This window comes from Bradyrhizobium diazoefficiens USDA 110, from assembly GCF_000011365.1.
Classification (GTDB): Bacteria; Pseudomonadota; Alphaproteobacteria; order Rhizobiales; family Xanthobacteraceae; genus Bradyrhizobium; species Bradyrhizobium diazoefficiens.
In genome coordinates, this window is sequence record NC_004463.1 from 8777074 (window position 1) to 8795443 (window position 18370).

At 62.9% G+C, this 18370-nt stretch carries 11 protein-coding genes, 1 tRNA gene and 4 pseudogenes; 10 read left to right on the forward strand and 6 right to left on the reverse strand.

The annotated features are described in order from the left end of the window. Positions 1–357 precede the first annotated feature (357 nt). Together BJA_RS40585 and BJA_RS40590 are read left to right on the forward strand one after the other, a co-directional pair. Complete coding sequence (locus BJA_RS40585) at positions 358–5181, forward strand: NAD-glutamate dehydrogenase (RefSeq protein ID WP_011090718.1); 4824 nt, start codon at positions 358–360, stop codon at positions 5179–5181. A 13-nt stretch (positions 5182–5194) separates the two neighbouring features. Then, positions 5195–5515, forward strand: coding sequence for a hypothetical protein (locus BJA_RS40590; RefSeq protein ID WP_038966087.1), 321 nt, complete (start codon positions 5195–5197; stop codon positions 5513–5515). Between the two features lie 175 nt (positions 5516–5690). Here BJA_RS40590 and BJA_RS40595 read toward each other — a convergent pair whose 3' ends face one another. Next, a complete protein-coding gene (locus BJA_RS40595) occupies positions 5691–6593 on the reverse strand; it encodes a hypothetical protein (RefSeq protein ID WP_038966084.1) in 903 nt (300 codons plus the stop codon). A 173-nt stretch (positions 6594–6766) separates the two neighbouring features. On the opposite strand from BJA_RS40595, the pseudogene BJA_RS40600 reads away from it, so the two are divergent. The 3 genes and pseudogenes from BJA_RS40600 to BJA_RS40610 form a co-directional block, all read left to right on the forward strand. Beyond that, a pseudogene (locus BJA_RS40600) lies at positions 6767–6960 on the forward strand (transposase); the annotation flags it as partial. A gap of 225 nt (positions 6961–7185) precedes the next feature. Beyond that, positions 7186–8934, forward strand: coding sequence for an ethylbenzene dehydrogenase-related protein (locus BJA_RS40605; protein WP_011090720.1), 1749 nt, complete (start codon positions 7186–7188; stop codon positions 8932–8934). 147 nt (positions 8935–9081) lie between these two features. Next, positions 9082–10092, forward strand: coding sequence for a 2Fe-2S iron-sulfur cluster-binding protein (locus BJA_RS40610; protein WP_011090721.1), 1011 nt, complete (start codon positions 9082–9084; stop codon positions 10090–10092). Positions 10093–10122: 30 nt separating this feature from the next. Here BJA_RS40610 and BJA_RS40615 read toward each other — a convergent pair whose 3' ends face one another. Then, positions 10123–10926: a PstS family phosphate ABC transporter substrate-binding protein gene (locus BJA_RS40615; protein ID WP_011090722.1), complete on the reverse strand. Its 804-nt coding sequence runs from the start codon at positions 10924–10926 to the stop codon at positions 10123–10125. A 238-nt stretch (positions 10927–11164) separates the two neighbouring features. Here BJA_RS40615 and BJA_RS40620 point away from each other — a divergent pair, with 238 nt between their 5' ends. Continuing rightward, positions 11165–13786, forward strand: coding sequence for a bifunctional diguanylate cyclase/phosphodiesterase (locus BJA_RS40620; protein ID WP_236842152.1), 2622 nt, complete (start codon positions 11165–11167; stop codon positions 13784–13786). 108 nt (positions 13787–13894) lie between these two features. Here BJA_RS40620 and BJA_RS40625 read toward each other — a convergent pair. Both BJA_RS40625 and BJA_RS40630 read right to left on the reverse strand, forming a co-directional pair. Beyond that, positions 13895–13985, reverse strand: a tRNA-Ser gene (locus BJA_RS40625). A gap of 207 nt (positions 13986–14192) precedes the next feature. Continuing rightward, positions 14193–14939, reverse strand: a complete 747-nt coding sequence (locus BJA_RS40630) for a hypothetical protein (protein ID WP_011090724.1) — start codon at positions 14937–14939, stop codon at positions 14193–14195. A 256-nt stretch (positions 14940–15195) separates the two neighbouring features. Between BJA_RS40630 and BJA_RS40635 the strand changes: the two genes are divergently transcribed. Both BJA_RS40635 and BJA_RS40640 read left to right on the forward strand, forming a co-directional pair. Then, positions 15196–15489, forward strand: coding sequence for a DUF3846 domain-containing protein (locus tag BJA_RS40635; RefSeq protein WP_063921562.1), 294 nt, complete (start codon positions 15196–15198; stop codon positions 15487–15489). 264 nt (positions 15490–15753) lie between these two features. Then, on the forward strand, positions 15754–16875 hold the full coding sequence (locus BJA_RS40640) for a tyrosine-type recombinase/integrase (RefSeq protein ID WP_011090727.1): 1122 nt from the start codon (positions 15754–15756) through the stop codon (positions 16873–16875). A gap of 129 nt (positions 16876–17004) precedes the next feature. Here the strand turns inward: BJA_RS40640 and BJA_RS40645 are convergent. Then, positions 17005–17130 (reverse strand): annotated as a pseudogene (locus BJA_RS40645) (Ku protein); the annotation flags it as partial. A gap of 123 nt (positions 17131–17253) precedes the next feature. Here BJA_RS40645 and BJA_RS40650 point away from each other — a divergent pair. Beyond that, entirely contained in the window at positions 17254–17655 is a 402-nt protein-coding gene (locus BJA_RS40650; protein WP_011090729.1) for a hypothetical protein, read from the forward strand. A 14-nt stretch (positions 17656–17669) separates the two neighbouring features. After that, positions 17670–17888 (forward strand): annotated as a pseudogene (locus BJA_RS43760) (recombinase family protein); the annotation flags it as partial. A gap of 158 nt (positions 17889–18046) precedes the next feature. Here BJA_RS43760 and BJA_RS43440 read toward each other — a convergent pair. Beyond that, positions 18047–18370, reverse strand: a pseudogene (locus tag BJA_RS43440) (hypothetical protein); the annotation flags it as partial.

An 18370-nucleotide genomic window follows, 5' to 3' on the forward strand; every position in this document is an offset into this window, starting at 1 on the left:
CACCTCGATCGGGATCAGGGCAGTAGAGATTTGCTCGAAAAGGCGGTGTTGGCCAGCCGAAACGGGGCCGGGTTCGCAGATGAGTACTGGGCGACCGCGCCATCCAGAACCAAGCCACGAACTCCTACACAATTGAAACTCCTTGTGATTTTGCAAGCGCTCGCAGCGCAGCGATGCTCGCCGCCGACTTCGGCCTTGAGCACGCCTCATAACTCTGCGCGCCATGGCGGCTTCGGGATGCTAGTATCGCGAAGGCCGCAAGACCGACGCGATTGAAATACGGTCGAGACGATGGCGCGCGAAGAGACGCACTCCAAAAACAACGCCTGACCGCACTTGCGGTTCGTCGGCCGGGATATGGAGGACGCTATGGCATGGCGCGACGACAAGGCCCGGGCAACTCTGATCCACGACGCGGCGCAAAGCGTGCAGCCGGGCAAGGCGCCCCGGACCTTTGCCGAGCTTCTGTTCGGCTACACCAATAGCGAGGATCTCGCCAACTACGATGCCTCCTCGCTTGCCCTGCTGGCGGAGCAAGCCTGGGAGCACGTGCAGCGGCGCACGGCCGGTCGTGCCGATATCCGCATCGTCAATCCGATGATGCCGGATGGGCGCGAGATTTCCGTGCTCGAAATTCTCAACGACAACATGCCCTTCCTGTTCGATTCCACCATGGCGGAAATCGCCGAGCAGGGCATCGAAGTCACCCTCGTCGCTCACCCCATCATCGCGGTGGAGCGCGATGACCAGGGCAAGCTGCTGCACTTCTACGGTGAAGCCCTCCCGGAGGGAGCAAAGGGCGCGCGAGAGAGCCTGATTCACCTCCACATCACCCGCCTGGACGCCGACGCTGACCGCGACAGGCTGATTGACGGCCTCACCAGGACGTTGAGCGACGTGCGCGCCTGCGTCGTCGACTGGCGCGCCATGCGCGACCGGGTCGAGGACGCGATCAAGACTTTCTCGTCCAATCCGCCGCCGCTGCCGATCGACGAGGTCGCCGAGGCCAATCAGTTCCTGCAATGGCTGTGCGCCGACAATTTCACCTTTCTCGGCGTGCGCGAATATCGCTTCTCGCCCGACAGCGATGGGTCGGACGACATCACGACCGCCGAGGGCCTCGGCATCCTGCGCGATCCCGATGCGAAGGTCCTGCGCCGCGGCAACGAAATGGTGGTGATGACATCGGAAATTCGCGAGTTCATGCGCGAGCCGACCCTGCTGATCGTCATCAAGGCCAATGTGAACAGCCGGGTTCATCGCCGCATCCGGATGGATTATGTCGGCATCAAGCTCTATGCGCCCGACGGCCGGCTCGAGGGCGAATTGCGTGTCGTCGGCCTGTTCACCTCGGGCGCGTATACGCGCTCGGCACGACAGATCCCCTATATCCGCCACAAGGTGACACGGGTGCTCCAGCGCGCCGGCTTCGACCCGAACAGCCATTCGGGCAAGGCCTTGATGCATATGCTCGAGGAATATCCGCGCGACGAGCTATTCCAGGTCGACGTCGACACCCTCTTCAATTTCGTCATGGAGATTTTGATCCTCTATGAGCGCCCCCGCGTCCGGGCGCTGGCCCGGGTCGACAAGTTCGATCGCTTCGTCTCCATCCTCGTCTTCATTCCACGCGACAAATACGACACCGACGTGCGCACGCGCGTCGCCAACTTCCTAGCGCAGGCCTACCGGGGGACGCTGTCGGCCTCCTACGTATCCTTCCCCGAAGGAGCATTGGCGCGCGTCCACTACATCATCGGACGTTATGAAGGTAAGACTCCCGCCGTCGAGCGCGCCGCGCTGGAAGCCGGGATCAGCGCCATTGCCGCGACCTGGGCCGACAAGCTGAAGGCCGCGCTAGCTGCGTCGACCGATGGCATGCGGGCGCGCATGCTCGCCAATCGCTATGCCCAGGCCTTTACCGGCGGCTATACCGAGGTGTCCACGGCGGAACAGGCGATCGCCGATATCGCCACCATCGAGAAGCTCACGCCGGCCCGCCCGGTGACGATTTCGGTTCACCGCTTCGAGGAGGACGATCCCAGGCGCTTCGGCCTGAAGGTGTTCTCGGATGCCGCGCCGCTGTCGCTGTCCTATCGCGTGCCGGTGATCGAAAATCACGGCCTGCGCGTGGTCGACGAACGCACCTATCAGATCGTGCCCGGCAACAGGCCCGAGCCGGTATGGCTGCACGACATGACGATCGAGACCAGCGACGGCCAGCCGATCGAGATCAGCCGGGAATTCAGCCATCGCCTGGAAGCCTCAATCATGGCGGTGGTCACCGATCGCGCCGAATCCGACGGATACAACGCCCTGATCCTGCGCACGGCCCTGGGCTGGCGGGAAGTCTCGACCATCCGGGCGCTGTCGCGCTATTTGCACCAGATCCGCGCTCCGTTCACCCAGGACTATATGTGGGAGACCTTGCGCAAGAACGCCGCGATCACAGCCAACCTCGTCGCGCTGTTCCAGGCCCGCCGCGATCCGCGCCTCGTCCTGACCGATCGCGAGCGTTCGGCGCGCGAGGCAACTCTGCTTGCCGAGATCGAGGAGCAGCTCAAATCCGTCGCCTCGCTCGATGAAGACCGCATCCTGCGCCGCTTCACCAATCTGGTGCAGTCGACCATCCGCACCAATTTATGGCAGGTCGGCCGGGACGGACATCCGCGCCCGGTGATCTCCTTCAAGTTCGACGCGCGCAAGATCGAGGACCTGCCCCCTCCCCGACCACTCTATGAGATTTTCGTCTATTCAACCCGCGTCGAAGGCATTCACCTGCGCTTCGGCAAGGTTGCGCGCGGTGGCTTGCGCTGGTCCGATCGGCCGCAGGATTTCCGCACCGAGATCCTCGGCCTGGTGAAAGCACAGCAGGTCAAGAACGCCGTGATCGTGCCGGTGGGCGCCAAGGGCGGCTTCGTGCCCAAGCGGCTGCCGCCGCCCTCCGATCGCGAGGCGTGGCTCGCGGAGGGCACCGAAGCCTATCGCATCTTCGTTCGCTCGCTGCTCGAACTCACCGACAATCTCGACGGCGACGTCGTCGTGCCGCCCGACTTGACCGTGCGGCATGACGGCGACGACCCCTACCTCGTCGTCGCCGCCGACAAGGGCACCGCCACCTTCTCCGACATCGCCAATGCGATTTCGGCCGAGAAGAACCATTGGCTCGGCGATGCCTTCGCCTCCGGCGGCAGCCAGGGCTACGACCACAAGAAGATGGGGATCACGGCGCGCGGCGCCTGGGAAGCGGTCAAGCGCCACTTCCGCGAGCTCGGCACCGACATTCAGACCATGCCTTTCACCGTGGTCGGCGTCGGCGACATGTCCGGCGACGTTTTCGGCAATGGCATGCTGCTCTCGCCGGCGACAAAGCTCGTGGCGGCATTCGATCACCGCGACATCTTCATCGATCCCTCGCCTGATCCCTCGATCAGCTTCGCCGAACGCAAGCGCCTGTTCGACCTGCCGCGATCGAGCTGGCAGGACTACAACAAGACGCTGATCTCGCAGGGCGGCGGCGTGTTCTCGCGCACGCTCAAGGCGATCCCACTGGCACCGGAAGTGCGCACCCTGCTCGATCTCGACAAGGAGCAGGCCACACCGTTCGAGGTGATGACGGCGATCCTGAAGGCGCGCGCGGACTTGCTGTGGTTCGGCGGCATCGGCACCTACATCCGGGCGTCGGCGGAGAGCGACGATCAGGCCGGCGACCGCGCCAATGATCCGATCCGCATCACCGGGACCGAGGTTCGCGCCAGGGTGATCGGCGAAGGCGCCAATCTCGGCGTCACCCAGCGCGGCCGCATCGAAGCGGCGCAGACGGGCGTCAAGCTCAACACCGACGCGATCGACAATTCCGCCGGCGTGAATACCTCCGACGTCGAGGTCAACATCAAGATTGCATTGGCGCGCCCCGAGCGCGAGGGACGCCTCAGCCCGGCTGACCGCAACACCCTGCTCGCCGCGATGACCGATGAAGTCGGCACGCTGGTGCTGCGCAACAACTACCTCCAGACGCTGGCGCTCTCGCTTGCCGAACGCAAGGGCGTGGCCGAGACCGGCTTCCTCACCCGCCTGATGCAGTCGCTCGAGCAGCGTCACCTGCTCAGCCGTGCCGTGGAATTCCTGCCCGACGATGCAGCGATCGCTGAGCGCACGAGGCGCGGCCAGGCCCTGACACGGCCGGAGCTCGCCGTATTGCTCGCCTACGCCAAGCTGACACTCTACGAAGACCTGCTCCTCACCGGCGTGCCGGATGATCCTTATCTCGCCCGCAGACTGTCGCTGTATTTTCCGCGCGAGGTTCTCGAGAAATTCCCGACCGCGGTCGAGCACCATCGCCTCCGACGCGAGATCATCGCGACCAGTCTCGTCAATGCCGTGATCAACCGCGGGGGCCCGGCCTGCATCGTGCGCCTGACCGACGAGACCGACGCCGATATCTCGACCATCGTCATGGCGCAGGTGGCGGTGGACGCGATCTACGAGCTCAGGCGACTCAACGACGCGATCGACGCGCTCGACACACGTATCGACGGGCAGTTGCAGCTCAGCCTCTACGCGACGATCCAGGATCTCCTGCTCTCCCGCATGGTCTGGTATGTGCGCAATGTCGATTTCAAGGATGGGCTGAGCGCGATCAACGCCCGGTTTGGCCCGGCCGTCCGCGAGATCGCAGCCTCCCTCGACGACGCCCTGCCGCCGGACCTGCAAGCCGCGCGCGGCAAGCGCCGGCAGGAGCTGACCGATGCCGGCGTCCCGACCGGCCTCGCGGGCGAATTGGCGGACCTCGACGCCCTGGTCTCGGCGCCTGACATCGTGACGGTCGCCGAGCGCACTGGCCGCAGCATCCGCGATGCCACTGCGACGTTCTTTGCCACCGAGGCCAATTTCCGTCTCGACCGCATCATCGCCGCCGCGCGCAGCGTGCCGGTCAGCGATCATTTCGAACGCCTGGCCATCGACCGCGCCGTCGAACTGATCGCGGCAGCCGAAAGACGCCTGACCGCGGATATGCTGGCAACCGGCCAATCCGGTCAGCAGGCTGTGGAGACCTGGCTTGCGGCTCATCCCGAGGCGACGCGCATCCGCCGCGCGGTCGAGGAGATTGCCGCCGGCGGCCTGACGCTCGCCAAGCTCATGGTGGCCGCGAACTTGCTGGGGGACCTGGTCAAAGCCTAGAGGGAGGAATCCAATGATTCACGCCACGTGCCATACCGCCGACAATGTCCGCTGTATCGAGTTCGATGCCACACCGTGGTTCAACGAGGCTGATGCTCCGAGCATCATCGATTTGGCTCGACGAGGATGGACCAGCACGGCGATTGCAGAATCCCTCGAGCACCGACGTGGATACGAAGGCTTGCACGACCTCGTTGAGTATGCGGCGAAGCGACTGCAATCGGAATCCCTGGAGGACCCGACCTGGGAAACCTTCGAGTGCGTCGTCGATGGACCCGAGGCCGTCGCCTGGCTCGAGAAAAACCGGCCCAACGTTGTGGCAAGGATCCCGTAGGCCAAGGCAAGCGCAGCAAAGGCCACAATTGATTGGCGGCATCGCAAACGAAGCGGAATGGCGCGCCACGGCCGATGAAGATGGGCACTATTGTTTCGCTGTGCCACTGTGCGCAGTCTGACGCTCTATCCAGCCGAGCCACAGGCGCGGGCGCCGGCGCTGTCGCGCGGCGCCGTTACAGTTTTCCATAGACTCGCCCGGCGACCGCCTTCAGGCGCTCGACCGTGCCGGACTCAGGATGCGGCTTGACCGGCGCGAACAGGATCGAAGCCTGCCTGCCGTTCTTCCAGACATAGATGTTGACGGCGTTGCCGTTGCCCTTGGTGCAGGAATGCTCGCCGAACGCTTCACTGCCGAGCTCGGGTATCGCCACGTGTTTGCACGGGCCCGTGCGCTTCATCATGCTGACGACGGTGTCGCGCGAGATCGCGATTACCGCGACGGTCATGGTGTTGGCCTCGCGATCGAACATCATGCAGCTGCCCGCGCCGGTCCGCTGGACCGTCAGCGTGCCCTTGTCGAGAAAGCCGTCGGCATCCGCGGCCGTGAGCCACTCGCAATTGCCGAACCGCTCGCTGCTCTTGCTTACATTCCCGATGGCAACGCGCGCGGCTTCGGTGATCGGTCCGAGTAGCGCATCGTCGGCACGCCGGCCGATCGGATAGACGCTGATCTGCAGGATGTAGTCGCCGGACAAGGCGACGACCGAGGCCTCCTGGCGCTGCGCGCCGGCGGCGCTCGTTCCGCCCTGGCCTTCGTCGCCGATCCCGGCGACTGCGTTCAGCGGCATGCGCTCGCCGAGCGTCTTGACGAAGGTCGCGTACAATTCCCCGGCGCGGTCCTTGTCGGGATTGCGGAACACGGTCAGCATCATCGTGTCACCGCGCCCGGCCTGGTAGATGCAGCCGCGACCGTCCTGATTTGAAATCAGTGACCATTTGAGCGCCGGCATCGCACGGGCGAGCTCCTGGGCGCTGATGAACGGGCAGGTTTCGGCCGCGCGCACGGGAGCGACCGGAACGGCTGCGATTGCAAGGAACAGGGCGAGGCAGGAGAACAGACGATCGATAGGACGCATGGGACAACTTACCACCGCAAATGGCGCGCCATTCAGAACAAAACCGCGAGCTCGTATATAATTGAAATTGTTATATAAATTCAAGCTACTGGGGAGGATCGACTCACTGAGGCTACCTACGCCCCCCAACGGCTTCCGCCGAGTTTATGACGGACGTGGTTTAGCGATCCGCCGGCGACCACGCCCATCTCGCCAAATCTCAATGCCTCGCAGCCTTTCTGGCGCCACTGCGCAAGCGGAGTGGGTCGTCCACGCAAAGCGGCCGTTCGGCGGGCCCGAGGCCATGCTCGCCGATCTGTCGCGCTACACCCACCGCGTTGCCATCGCCAACAGCCGCCTGATCGCCTTCGACCAGCAGGGTGTCACCGAGGGGGAGCAAAACTGCCCACCAGCAGAAACCTCGTGATGCTCACGCCTTCTCGAATGTCCAAGGGACGGCCGACCGGGGACGAATTGTCGCGAAACGAGCAATCTCGCCAGACTTGATAACTTGCTTATGATATCGCGGAGGTAGCTTGTTCGCAGCTGCCCGCTTTTCTGGGAAGCGAAAAGCGGACGCTGTAGCTTTGCCGGTTTAGCGTGGGTAAGCTTTATGCAATTGAACAATGTCACCGCTCGAACGAACGCCGACGCCTTGACCGAGAGAAGCCTCGCTCAAACAAAGACTGGCGAAAGCCCGCCACGCACGGATGTCGGCACGATAACGCTCCATTGGGCGACCGCGCTCGCATTCGTCGTAAGCCTCGTTACCGGCATACGCATCGCAGCGGACGCGCTGCGCGCCCCCTTCTCGAAATGGCTCGCTCCGGTCCTGCCGCAGGGCGAGATCTTTTCCTGGCACTTCCTCGCGGGACTCGCCGTCTTCTTCTGCGGGTCGGCCTACGTCGCCTACCTCGCGCGCAGCGGCCTCGTCGAGCGCAACAGCCCCAAGAAGACGCGGATCCTCGCGATGCGCGCTCCAGCTCGCCTCAAATGGGGAGCCGTCAACATCATCCTGCACTGGTTCGTCTATGCGCTCGTGATCTTCCTCACGGGGACGGGCGTGATGATGTATCTCGGCTATGGCGGCTGGTGGGCTTATCTCCACTCGACCGCCGCCTTCGTCGCGCTCGTCTATATCTTCGCGCATGTCGTCGCGCATTTTCTCTATGGCGGCTGGCAGCAGATTTTCCGCGTGTTTCGGCCGGCGCCGCTCGCGATCACGAAGGCCGTGCGGCCGAGGCCTCTTCTCGTCGCCGCTGCAATCGGGGTGGCAGTCGCGTGCGGCGTCGCCGGGCTCGACTGGGCGACGCGCGATACGCTCGTCGTCGCCCGGATGAGCGACGCGCCCAAGCTGGACGGCGCCATGGGCGATCCCGCCTGGTCGCGCGCGCGCCCCGTCTTCATCCGCACGCAGCAGGGTGCCAATCTCGGCGGATCGGGCGAATCGCTCGTGGAGGTGCGCGCCCTGCACGACGGGCAGAAGATCTATTTCGCCTTCCGCTGGGAAGATCCCACGCGCTCCCTGCGCCGCATTCCGATCATCAAGAAAGAGGATGGCTGGCACGTCCTCGACGAGCGTGCGGGCCTGCAAGACGCCGTCGACTTCTACGAGGATAAACTGGCGGTCATTTTCTCGGATAATCCATCGCTCGGCGGCGCAGGCGCGACGGATCTGGGCGCCAACCCGCTGCCCGGCAAGCCGATGCCGATCAACGGCCGGGGCTTCCACTACACAACGGATGCCAGCTACATAGACATGTGGCAGTGGAAGGCGTCGCGCGGGGGCATGCTCGGGCGTGTCGACAGCCAATATATCGGCCCGCCCTACGCCCCGACCTTGGACGAGCAAAATTACGATGCCCGCTACCAGGGCGGCTATTGGAACAAGCCTGGTCGCGCTCTTTATTCGTATAACTTCAAGTTCATCCACAGGAACGACAAGGGACCCGTCACGGTTCTGCGGCTTCCCAAGGACTGGAAGGCGCAGGTCGCGGCCCTCAGCAAATTCGATCTTAATCCCGACAGCAGCGACGACGAGAACGGCCGCTGGTACATGTTCGACGGGGAGAGCGAACCCTACACTCCAGAGGCCGACGCGAGGATTCCCGTTGGCACGATCCTGCCCGGCGTGATTATTGCCGGCGACAACGAAGGAGAGCGGGCCAATGTCACCGGGGTTTCAAAATGGAGCAACGGACATTGGACGCTCGAGCTGACGCGCAACATGAAAAGCGATGGCCGATATGACAAAGCCTTCGTGCCAGCCCACGATCTCTACATGTGGGTCGCTGTCTTCGACCATGCACAGACGCGGCATGCGAGCCATAACCGCCCGGTGCGTGTCGTCACGCAGAACTAGGCGTCTCATGGGGAGCGACGTGCTCGACCGGAGGCCACTACGGCGCGGCTGCGCTGAAGCATCGCTTCGCCCTCAACCGCGCATCGCATTCCGGCGCGGCGAGCAGCGGCCTGCTCGCAGAAATTCGCGGCGCCCAGAGGCCTCGCGATGAAGACGCATTGTCGGCTCGTCCTCAACGGCAAGCTCGTCGAAGCCCGCGCCGGCGAAAGCCTGATCGACGCGGCGCTCGGCGGCTCGATCCTCATTCCACACGACTGCAGATCGGGACAATGTCAGAGCTGCCGGGTGACGGTCGTTTCGGGCTCGGTCGATGACGGCGGCTCGGGCCATGGCCGCACTGTGCTCGCCTGCCAGGCCGCGGTCGCAGGCGATGCGGAGATCGAATTCGAAGAATTGCCGCTACCGATGAAGCGGGCGTGCGCCGTTACCGAGATCAACGAGCTCTCGCCAGAGATCGCCGAAGTCGTGCTGACGACCTCAGCGCCGCTCGAGTTTCGGCCGGGCCAATATGTGCGCGTCAAGTTTTCCGGCTATCCTGCGCGCGAGTTCAGCCCGACCTTCAGACTCGATGGCTCCTTCAAGCAAGTCGAACTCGTCTTCCACATCCGGCGCCTGCCTGACGGCACGGTGTCGGGGCAGATCGGCAAGGCCATCAGGCCCGGCCATGCGGCACATGTGCAAGGCCCCTTCGGACAAGCCTATCTGCGACAGGGCCAGGGGCCGCTGGTGCTGGTCGCCGGCGGAGCAGGCTGGGCCCCGATCTGGGCGCTGGCCCGCTCGGCGCGCTCGACCCAGCGCAACCGCGAGATGGCGATCGTCGCCGGCAGCCGGGATGCCGATAACCTCTATATGCTTCCCTCGTTGCAGTGGCTGATCGACGACGGTGTCCGCGACGTCATTGCGACGACGGAGGTCGGATCTACCCTACCGATCAGGCCTGGGCGCCCATCGCACTACCTGCCCCTGCTCGGGCTGGAGGATACGGTCTACGTCGCCGGCCCCGTTGGTCTCGTCGATATCGTGAAGAACAAGGCACGCTCGGCCAATGCGCAATGCTACGCCGATCCTTTCCTGCCGAGCTCTCAAACCCCATCGCTGATGGACAAGATCACCCGTCTATGGCGAAGCCGGGAGCAGCCTCATCGCCCCGGTCTGTGAGCCGATGCCGAGCTTAGCAGCGCCGGCGGCTCACGGCTTGACGGGCAGACTACCGAGGCTGGTGATGACGTCGGCCGCCTTCTGGGTATCGGCAAAGCGTAGAAAGGCCAAGGCGTCCGGATCCTGCAACGTGCTTAAATAGATCAGCGCCAGCACCGCGCTCGAGGGATAATTCGCGTCGGTCGGGTAGTGGCCGTCCACGCGAAGCACTGTAAGCCCCTGTTCCAACGGCCGCGAGAAGGGGCCGAAGCCGATCGCGCCTTGAACATCGCGAACCGTCTCGATCGCTTCCTGTGTGGTCGTCGCCGTCTTCGATTTCTCGGTGATCTCGAGATCATGCCAGCCGGGCATGCTGGCCCGTAGCACGGTGAGAGTGCTGTCCTGGTCCTCGCGCCGCACGACGCGGATGCGCATATCGGCGCCGCCAAGCTCCTTCCAATTCGCGAGGCGGCCCGAATAGATCGCAACGAGCTGATCGCTTGTGACGGCACTCACTCCACAACCGGGATGGACGATGAAAGCCGAGGGCAGGCGGGCGATCTCCTTGTAGACGATGCCGGAAGCCGCTTCGGCGTCGGTCAGGCGGCGTGCGACGCGCCCTAAGATCGCCTTGCCGGACCCCACGGCCGCGATGCCTCCGCCAGAACCGATGCTCGGCGGGACCTCGATCTGTGGCGATCCTTCCTGCTGCATGAAGCTCGCGGCGATGACGCGCAGGACATCGATGCCGTCTCCGGTCCCGACGATGTCGAGCCTGCGTGTTTCGGCGCTAGCGGCATTCACCCCCGCAAGGCAGAGGCCCAAAATTGCCGCCGTTATCCTCGAAAATGCCATGGCAAACCCCTTCGAAGCACGAGGTGCGCAATCTGGCAAAGAAACCTAAACCATCTGTTGTCGCAACGCCGTGCCTTTTGGAATCATCCGTGGCGGACAGAAAGTGAAAAGCACAAAATCTGACGGTTTAAAAAAACCATTTGCTAATTAACCGGCCACAAATAGACGATCAAATTGACGATTTTGGGTATTCCACTCGCCTAAGGTTGGTGCCTGGAAGGGGCCTCAATGAGCGACATTGACCGGCCCCCATAAGTTCAGGGTGCTGGCGGTGGTGGCGACTGACCCGGATATGGCAGAGGCATCGAGGGCGCCGCCCCGCTGGCGTCGTTGGGCCGTTCCGTCCGGGATTCCGAGTTTCCCCTCGTCTATCGCCATGCGCCTTGTTGCCGTCGTGCTCGCGACCGGCGTCCTCGGGCTCGGCCTCATCGGCGGCTTGACGGCGCTACGCCTGCAGCAGCAACTGAGGCATCAGGCTGGGGCACTGGGTGAACTCTCAGAAGACCAGCTCGCTCATCGCCTCGACGGCGAGGCGCAGTTGGCGCGAGCGCGAATCGAGGTCCTGGGCGCAGAAACCGCATCTCGCCTGCGTCAGATCGCTCAGCGCGCCGATGTCGCCAAGGCGGTCGCCTCGAACAACGATGTGACTATCCGCGAGCTGCTCAGCATCGTTGCTTCGACCTCCGGCTTCGAAAGGCTGATCGCCTTCGACGAAACCGGTCGCGTGATCGGCGCCAACACGCCCCTCGACCTCCTCGCGCTCAACCGGGCGCTCGAGAGTACCGCTCTCTCTGTCAATCTCAACGCGATCCTCAAGGACAATAGCCGCTCGCACCCGCGGGGTGAGGAAGGCATCAATGAGTTCAAATTGCGTGAATTGTCAGCGCTCGGCCTGCCGCAGCGCCACACCATAGCGCACACCGCGATCGAGCCCGTGTTCGACGACTTCGGCGACCTCATCGGCGCGCTTGCCGCCATCCGACCGCTCGGCCGCACGGAACGGACTCTCGAGAACTTCACTTCGCTAGCCAATGCCGGCGTGGTCATCATCACGGGTGACAACGAGATCGTGTCTTCCGCGGGGCCTGAAGGGGTGAGATTCAGCGGCGCCAGGACGCGTTTGACCGGGCTGCAGCGCTCGGATGACGGCAACTACGTCGCGCGCTGTGTCGATTACGAGGCGACGCTCAAGGTGTGTACGTTCGCGAGCGCATCGCTGGTGACGACGACACGCGATCAGATGTTCCAGATCGGCGCATCCCATACGCGTTCGCTGATGTGGCAGTTCCTGGCATCCGCGGCGCTGGCGCTCGGTGCCTTGGTCGTCGCGCTATTGGCCGCCGTGAGGCACCTCACGAAAGGACTTTCAGCGCTCGCCAAGACCGCCCAGGAAATCGCGGGTGGCAATCTCGACGTTCAATTCCGCGCAACGGGCATCGGCGAGGTCCGCGGCCTCGGCCTCGCATTCGAGCGAATGCTGACGCATTTGCGGGCCAGCACTCAACGAATTCGCCAGCTCGCTTTCTACGACACGGTGAGCCGCCTTCCCAATCGGGAGAAGATGCGCGTCGATGCGCCGGCGCTCATCGGCGCGGAAGAGGGCGCAGCGCTGTTCTTCCTCGACCTGGATGGCTTCAAATCGATCAACGACACTTTCGGGCACAAGGCTGGCGACGAGCTGCTCAGGATGGTGGCCGAGCGCTTGAGCAATTTGCTGATGACCAAGGGCGCTGCCGGCAAATGTCTGCTCGCCCGGGTCGGGGGCGACGAGTTCGTCGCCATCATCGCTGGGGTGAAGACGGTCGAGGCCGCGAGCCTCAGTGCCCGCGAGATGATCGAGACGCTGCAGGTTTCCTTCAAGCTCCAGAGCAACCATGCAACCATCGGCGTCAGCATCGGCATTGCGATCTGTCCCACCCACGGCACAACCTATGACGATCTCCTGATCCGCGCCGACCTTGCGATGTACGTCGCGAAGAGCTCGGGACGCAATACCTACGCGTTCTTCACTCCGGATCTCGCAGAGGTCGCGCGTGCCCGCCATGCGCTCGAAACCGATCTCGCCCTGGCGATCCGCAATGAAGAGCTCGTTGTCCACTACCAGCCCAAGGTGTCCTGCGCGAATGGCCGCATCCTAGGGGTGGAGGCGCTGGCGCGCTGGCATCACCCGAAGGAGGGCGACATTCCTCCTCAGCGCTTCATCAAGATCGCGGAAGAGATCGGCCTCATCATGGAGATCGACCGCTTCGTGCTCAGGCGCGCGCTCGCCGAAATCGGGGGCTTGATCCGGGCCGGCTCGAACCTCGTGCTCGCCGTAAATGTCGCGGCGACGGAAATCGAAGACCCGCTGTTTATCAGGGATATCATCACGACCGTTCGCGAGGCCGACTTCCCGCCGCCAAACCTCGAGATCGAGATCACAGAGTCGGTCGCGATGCGCAATCCTGATGTCGTGCGCGAGCGAATAAGCCTGCTCAGGCAATTGGGCATACGCTTCGCAATGGACGATTTCGGAGCCGGCTATTCGAATCTTTCGACGATGGCGAGGCTCCCCTTCGACGCCGTGAAGCTCGATCGCACGCTCGTGGCGGGTGTCGCGGGAGACCGCGAAAAGCAGACGATCCTTCGCCTGGCGCTCGGACTTGCGGACGAATTGGGGTTCGAAACGGTCGTAGAAGGCGTCGAAACGGCCGAAGACCTTCGGTTCGCGGCCGAAAACGGCGCCACCATGGCGCAAGGTTATATTTTTTCTCCGCCGCTACCGCTCGAAGAGTTCGCCGTCCTGCTCCAGCCAACCCTTTTGGCGGTCGAACTGGTGCCCAGGCGGGACGGAGCGGAGCGGAAGACTATGATCCGCTGAGGCGTCGGCGTCGACGACAACCTCAGATGCCGATCGGGGATCAAATAGGCACCGATCCATACGAGAGCTCTGCAAGAGTTCGCGGCTCTGTACCGAATGGTGGGAAAATGGCGCGCCCGGAACGATTCGAACGTCCGACCCTCAGATTCGTAGTCTGATCTACTCGTAGATTTTCTTACACTATTTTGCAAACCGACGCTGTTTTGCGCTCCACGATATCAATAGTTTACCAGCGTTTTGCAAACCGCTCGGGCGAACTCGGCCCCGTTGCCGTTGGCTTGCGCGCCGGCGCCGGCGCCGGACAACTCGGGCAGCACGGTGCCGCCGAATTGGAAGCTACCGTTGATTGAGAGCTTTCGGGAGGCGCACATCACCCTGGCGAACGCTCTGTGTTCCGGCCGGCGCTCTAGGGGCTCAAACGCGCCAGCGCCCCGTGGTCCTCTTCTGAAAACGGGTCCACGAAAAGCGAAGCGACCAGCACCTGAGGCGCTTTGCGGTCCGATGTTTTCAGCTCGGCGATTTCCCGACGCATGGCCGAATTCTTCGCGTCAAAATCGGCCACGGCGGTCTCGCTTGGAACTGCCAGTACGACCACGTCGTATAGCCAAGCCAGTCCATATGCGCGCCCAACCCAGTCGGCGCTCTTCGTGATGTAGTTCTTTGCGTTCGTGTACGGCCCGACAATCAACACTGCTATGCTTGTCGGCTCTCCGTCCTTGGTGGCGAGGACAAAGTCGACGGAAACGCCACCTGGCGACTTGAGGCCTTTCGCGACAACGGAGACGGGCCTGCCTATCACAAGCCTAACCGCCTCGACGATGCCCGGCTCCGCAGCCGCTGCGTACTCTCGCTCAAAGGCCAAGCCAGTTCGGCCATAAAAGCCCTTTGGCCGGCGGGCTTGCATTTCGTCGGTGATCGAGCGGACGGTGCCAACTCCGCGGGACCACCTCTCGACCGCCTCCCGTGCACCGGTTCGGTCAAAGGTATACCATCTGGCTATCACCTCAACGATCGACAGCGGCGCGTCCGCCAAGTGGGCGTGGAGCACGGGTTCGGGATCGGCCAAGCTCCGCCAAAACTCGTATGCGAAAATGGAGCGACGAAGAGCTGTAGTATCCTTGTGCTTTTTGAGCTGGAGGGCGATGCGCTGCATCTCCTTCTCCCTCTCTCCGTGCGGTACGGTGCTCAAGCTATCCAGTGCCGCCCGGGCGTCATCCTTCCAGTCGCGTCGCAAGTCGGGGCCCCCGGTCAGTCGTTAACTATTCGCATCGCCGCGGCCTTGCAGGACGGCATGGCCCAGTATAACCTAGAACAGGTTACAATCCACTCCTTAACGCTCCTAGGAGGCTCCGGCCGACCTGAAATCGCGCCCTGTTTGTAACCTGAATTAGGTTGTAATGGAGTTATGGATGAGAGCGCTGATCATCGACCCCTTCAAGAAGGAAATCCGGGAGTTCGAAATCGAGAAAAGCCTCTGCGCGTACCAGGCCGCGGTCGGAGGCTTCATCGAGTTCGCTGTCTTCATCGATCGGCGGGATGTCCTCTACGTGGCGGACCTCGCAAAATGGCCTGAGCGCTTTCTCGTTGGCGCCCAGCGCAGCTACTCGGGCTGCGGGCTGGTGATCGGCACGACGCGCGACGGCGACGCCGCCCCCGCCAAAGTATCGGCAGACGCGCTTCGCGGCGTGGTCCGCTTTCCCTAACCAGGCAGGAATGCGCGGTGACGAGGAAGGTCAGGACCGGGACGGTTGAACGACGCGCTCTCACCAGAATAGAGGCGGCGGAAATGGCCGCGCTGTCGCCGGCCGCTTTCGACAAGGCCAGGCGCGACGGTCTCTACCCGCAACCGACGTTGCCGGGAGGCCGATACGACGTGGAATTGATGCACTTGGCCATGAACCGCGCCAGCGGATTGGACGAAGGTCGGCAATCGCCCTCAGCCCTCGAAACGTGGAGGGCGGACCGCCGTGCGCGTAAGACTTAAAGGGATCAACACCGTCAAGAAGCGTCTCGCTGACGGCTCGACGAAGACCTACCGCTACCATCGGGCCACCGGTAAACTCTTGCAGGGTGAGCCTGGATCGCCGGAATTCATCGAGTCATATGGCGCTGCCGCGCGAGGCCAAAAGCGACCGCAAACTGCCTCGTCAGATACCTTCGCGGCGCTGGTCGTGAAATATAAGGCCTCGGAAGTCTTCAAGCTCCTCGCTGATCGTACGCAAAGCGAATACGCGCGTCTTCTCAAGGCGGTCGAAAGCGAGTTTGGAACGCTGCCTTCTTCGGCCTTGAACGACCCCGACGTCTTGGGTGACTTTCTCGAATATCAAGATGCTGTTGCCAAAGCCTCCGGCGCTCGCGAGGCGGACAATCGTCTCGCCGCGACGAGCGCGATGCTCACTTGGGCAAAAGACAGGAAAAATATCAGGTTCAATCATCTACGCGGCTTCAAGCGTCTGCACTACGCCGACCGAAGCGAAATCCTCTGGTTGCCCGAACACGTCCTGGCGTTCATGGACAAGGCGGAACCGGAACTTCAGCCAGCCTTGATTCTCGCGGCTCACACCGCTCTGCGCGAAAGCGACCTTCTCGGATTGAAATGGACCGCCTACCGCGACGGCTGCCTTGTTGTCAGAATCAGCAAGTCGCGTCGCAACCGAGGCAACGGCCGTCTCGTCGATATCCCTTGCACCAAGAGCCTTCGTCAGATGCTCGACAAGATGCCGCGCACGTCGGAATACATCCTGACGACACGGACCAATCGCCGCTTCAAGATCCGTTACTTCAGCCGACTCTGGCACGAGACGATGGTGGCAGCGGGAATCGACAAGATCAAACTTGAAGGCGTGGAAGAGCCGGTCTCGCTTCACTTCAACGATCTGCGAGGCACAGCCATCACATTGTTGTCGGAGGCCGGCTGCACTCCCCAGGAAATTGCGACCATCACGGGCCATTCGCTGAAGTACGTGAATCATATTCTGGAGAAGTATCTCGCGCGGACTAAAGGTCTGGCGCGGAAAGCTATTGAAAAATTTGAGTCTTCGCCGAGCGCCCAGTTCATGCTCGACCTAAGGACTGCGGAAAGCGCATGAAGCTTTCCGATGCACCGACTGTCTCCCGGACATCGATCGCCTAGGCCGACTTCCGCCGTTGGCCCTTTGCTCGCGTCTTCGCGGTGGCCTCCTTCGCCGGCTTCTTGCCGGCTATCGGCATCAACATCTCTTTCTGAATGAAACCTTCTCGGACTCCGAGGTTGCCGGGTGGAGCGCCACTGGGCAGGTGACGAGCGAAAGGCGAAGAAAGCCCTTCCAGTTGGCGCGCGGGGGCCATGATACGCAGAACTCCAGTTCGGAATGGCTCGGATTCAAGACAAACGGCCGCGCGCGGTTCCGACAGGATGACGAGCTCACAAGACGATATTTTCACCCCAGGGGCTCGACTCTTTTGTTCGCTATATGTTCTATTGATGCATGACCGACCGACCCGCGAGCTGGCGCATGCCGACCCCCAAGCAGATGCAAAAAATGGCCGCTCTCGCCGGCAAAAACGTGTCTCAGAAGCCCGGACTAGCCCCTGACGCCGATTTGCCCGCGGAGTACTGGCAGGCGCTCCTGGACGACCCTCGCGCCGAAGTACGGTCAGCCGCCTCCGGAGGGACGCTACGGCTGAGCCAATTTCGTCAGCACATTCTGAGGGTGACGTGCCGGCGCTGCGGTCGGACCGTCGAGATTCAAAAGGTCGACGCGGTCCGGCTCTACGGTCGGGACGCGGTCTGGCGAGACGTTGGTCAACGCCTGCTCGACAACATGTGCAGCCAGCGCACCGGACGGCACGACGAAGACGGTTGCTGGCCGTCGTACGACATGCCTTAGCCGGCTGCACGGCCATGGCGCCCATCGCCAATCACAACGGCCGCCCTTGGACCGACGGCATGATTCCGACCATCCTCGCGAACGAAAACTACATCGGCAAGACCATCTACAATCGCACCTCGCGACGGTTGGGGCAGAAGCTGGTCAAGAATCCGGATCACACTTGGGTCCGAGGCGCTGCGCAGATCCAGCCTATCGTGGATCCAAGCATCTTCGCACGCGCGCAAAAGCTGCTGGCCGAACGGCGCGTAGAGATTCCCGAAAATGAGATGTTGCTGCGCCTGCGCCTCACCCTGCGCCGGCGCGGAAAGCTCAACTCGCGCATCATCAACACGACGCTCGGCCTCAATCACGTCTCGTCGTACGTGAAGCATTTCGGATCGCTGCGGAAGGCGTATGCGCTGAACGGCACCACGCAGCGGTTCTCGACGCCGAGCCAGCGCGTCCAGTGCTTGCTCTTCACGTTGCGGATGTTGGTGGTTCCGGAATCCGGCTCCATCCGGAGCAGCTCCTTGAAATCCACAGCTTTGCCCTTGGCCTGCAGTTTCTCAGCGCGCTTCTTTGTCGCGTCCATGAGCGCCTTCGACGACGACGGCATGCCCCAGCGCGCGGTGACGAGCTCCCGGCCCTCGGCGCCATTGCGAACGACTGGTGCCTTGTAGTCCGGAAACCCACAGGAGCGCCCACGCGGTACCCCAGGCTCGCGACCCGGCAG

What these genes read in the sequence shown, in the direction of transcription:
- BJA_RS40615 (WP_011090722.1), bottom strand. Translation starts at nt 10,926, where the DNA reads ATGGCATTTTCGAGGATAACGGCGGCAATTTTGGGCCTCTGCCTTGCG.
- BJA_RS40610 (WP_011090721.1), top strand. Translation starts at nt 9,082, where the DNA reads ATGAAGACGCATTGTCGGCTCGTCCTCAACGGCAAGCTCGTCGAAGCC.
- BJA_RS40635 (WP_063921562.1), top strand. Translation starts at nt 15,196, where the DNA reads ATGAGAGCGCTGATCATCGACCCCTTCAAGAAGGAAATCCGGGAGTTC.
- BJA_RS40590 (WP_038966087.1), top strand. Translation starts at nt 5,195, where the DNA reads ATGATTCACGCCACGTGCCATACCGCCGACAATGTCCGCTGTATCGAG.
- BJA_RS40585 (WP_011090718.1), top strand. Translation starts at nt 358, where the DNA reads ATGGAGGACGCTATGGCATGGCGCGACGACAAGGCCCGGGCAACTCTG.
- BJA_RS40605 (WP_011090720.1), top strand. Translation starts at nt 7,186, where the DNA reads ATGCAATTGAACAATGTCACCGCTCGAACGAACGCCGACGCCTTGACC.
- BJA_RS40650 (WP_011090729.1), top strand. Translation starts at nt 17,254, where the DNA reads ATGACCGACCGACCCGCGAGCTGGCGCATGCCGACCCCCAAGCAGATG.
- BJA_RS40595 (WP_038966084.1), bottom strand. Translation starts at nt 6,593, where the DNA reads ATGCGTCCTATCGATCGTCTGTTCTCCTGCCTCGCCCTGTTCCTTGCA.
- BJA_RS40630 (WP_011090724.1), bottom strand. Translation starts at nt 14,939, where the DNA reads ATGCAGCGCATCGCCCTCCAGCTCAAAAAGCACAAGGATACTACAGCT.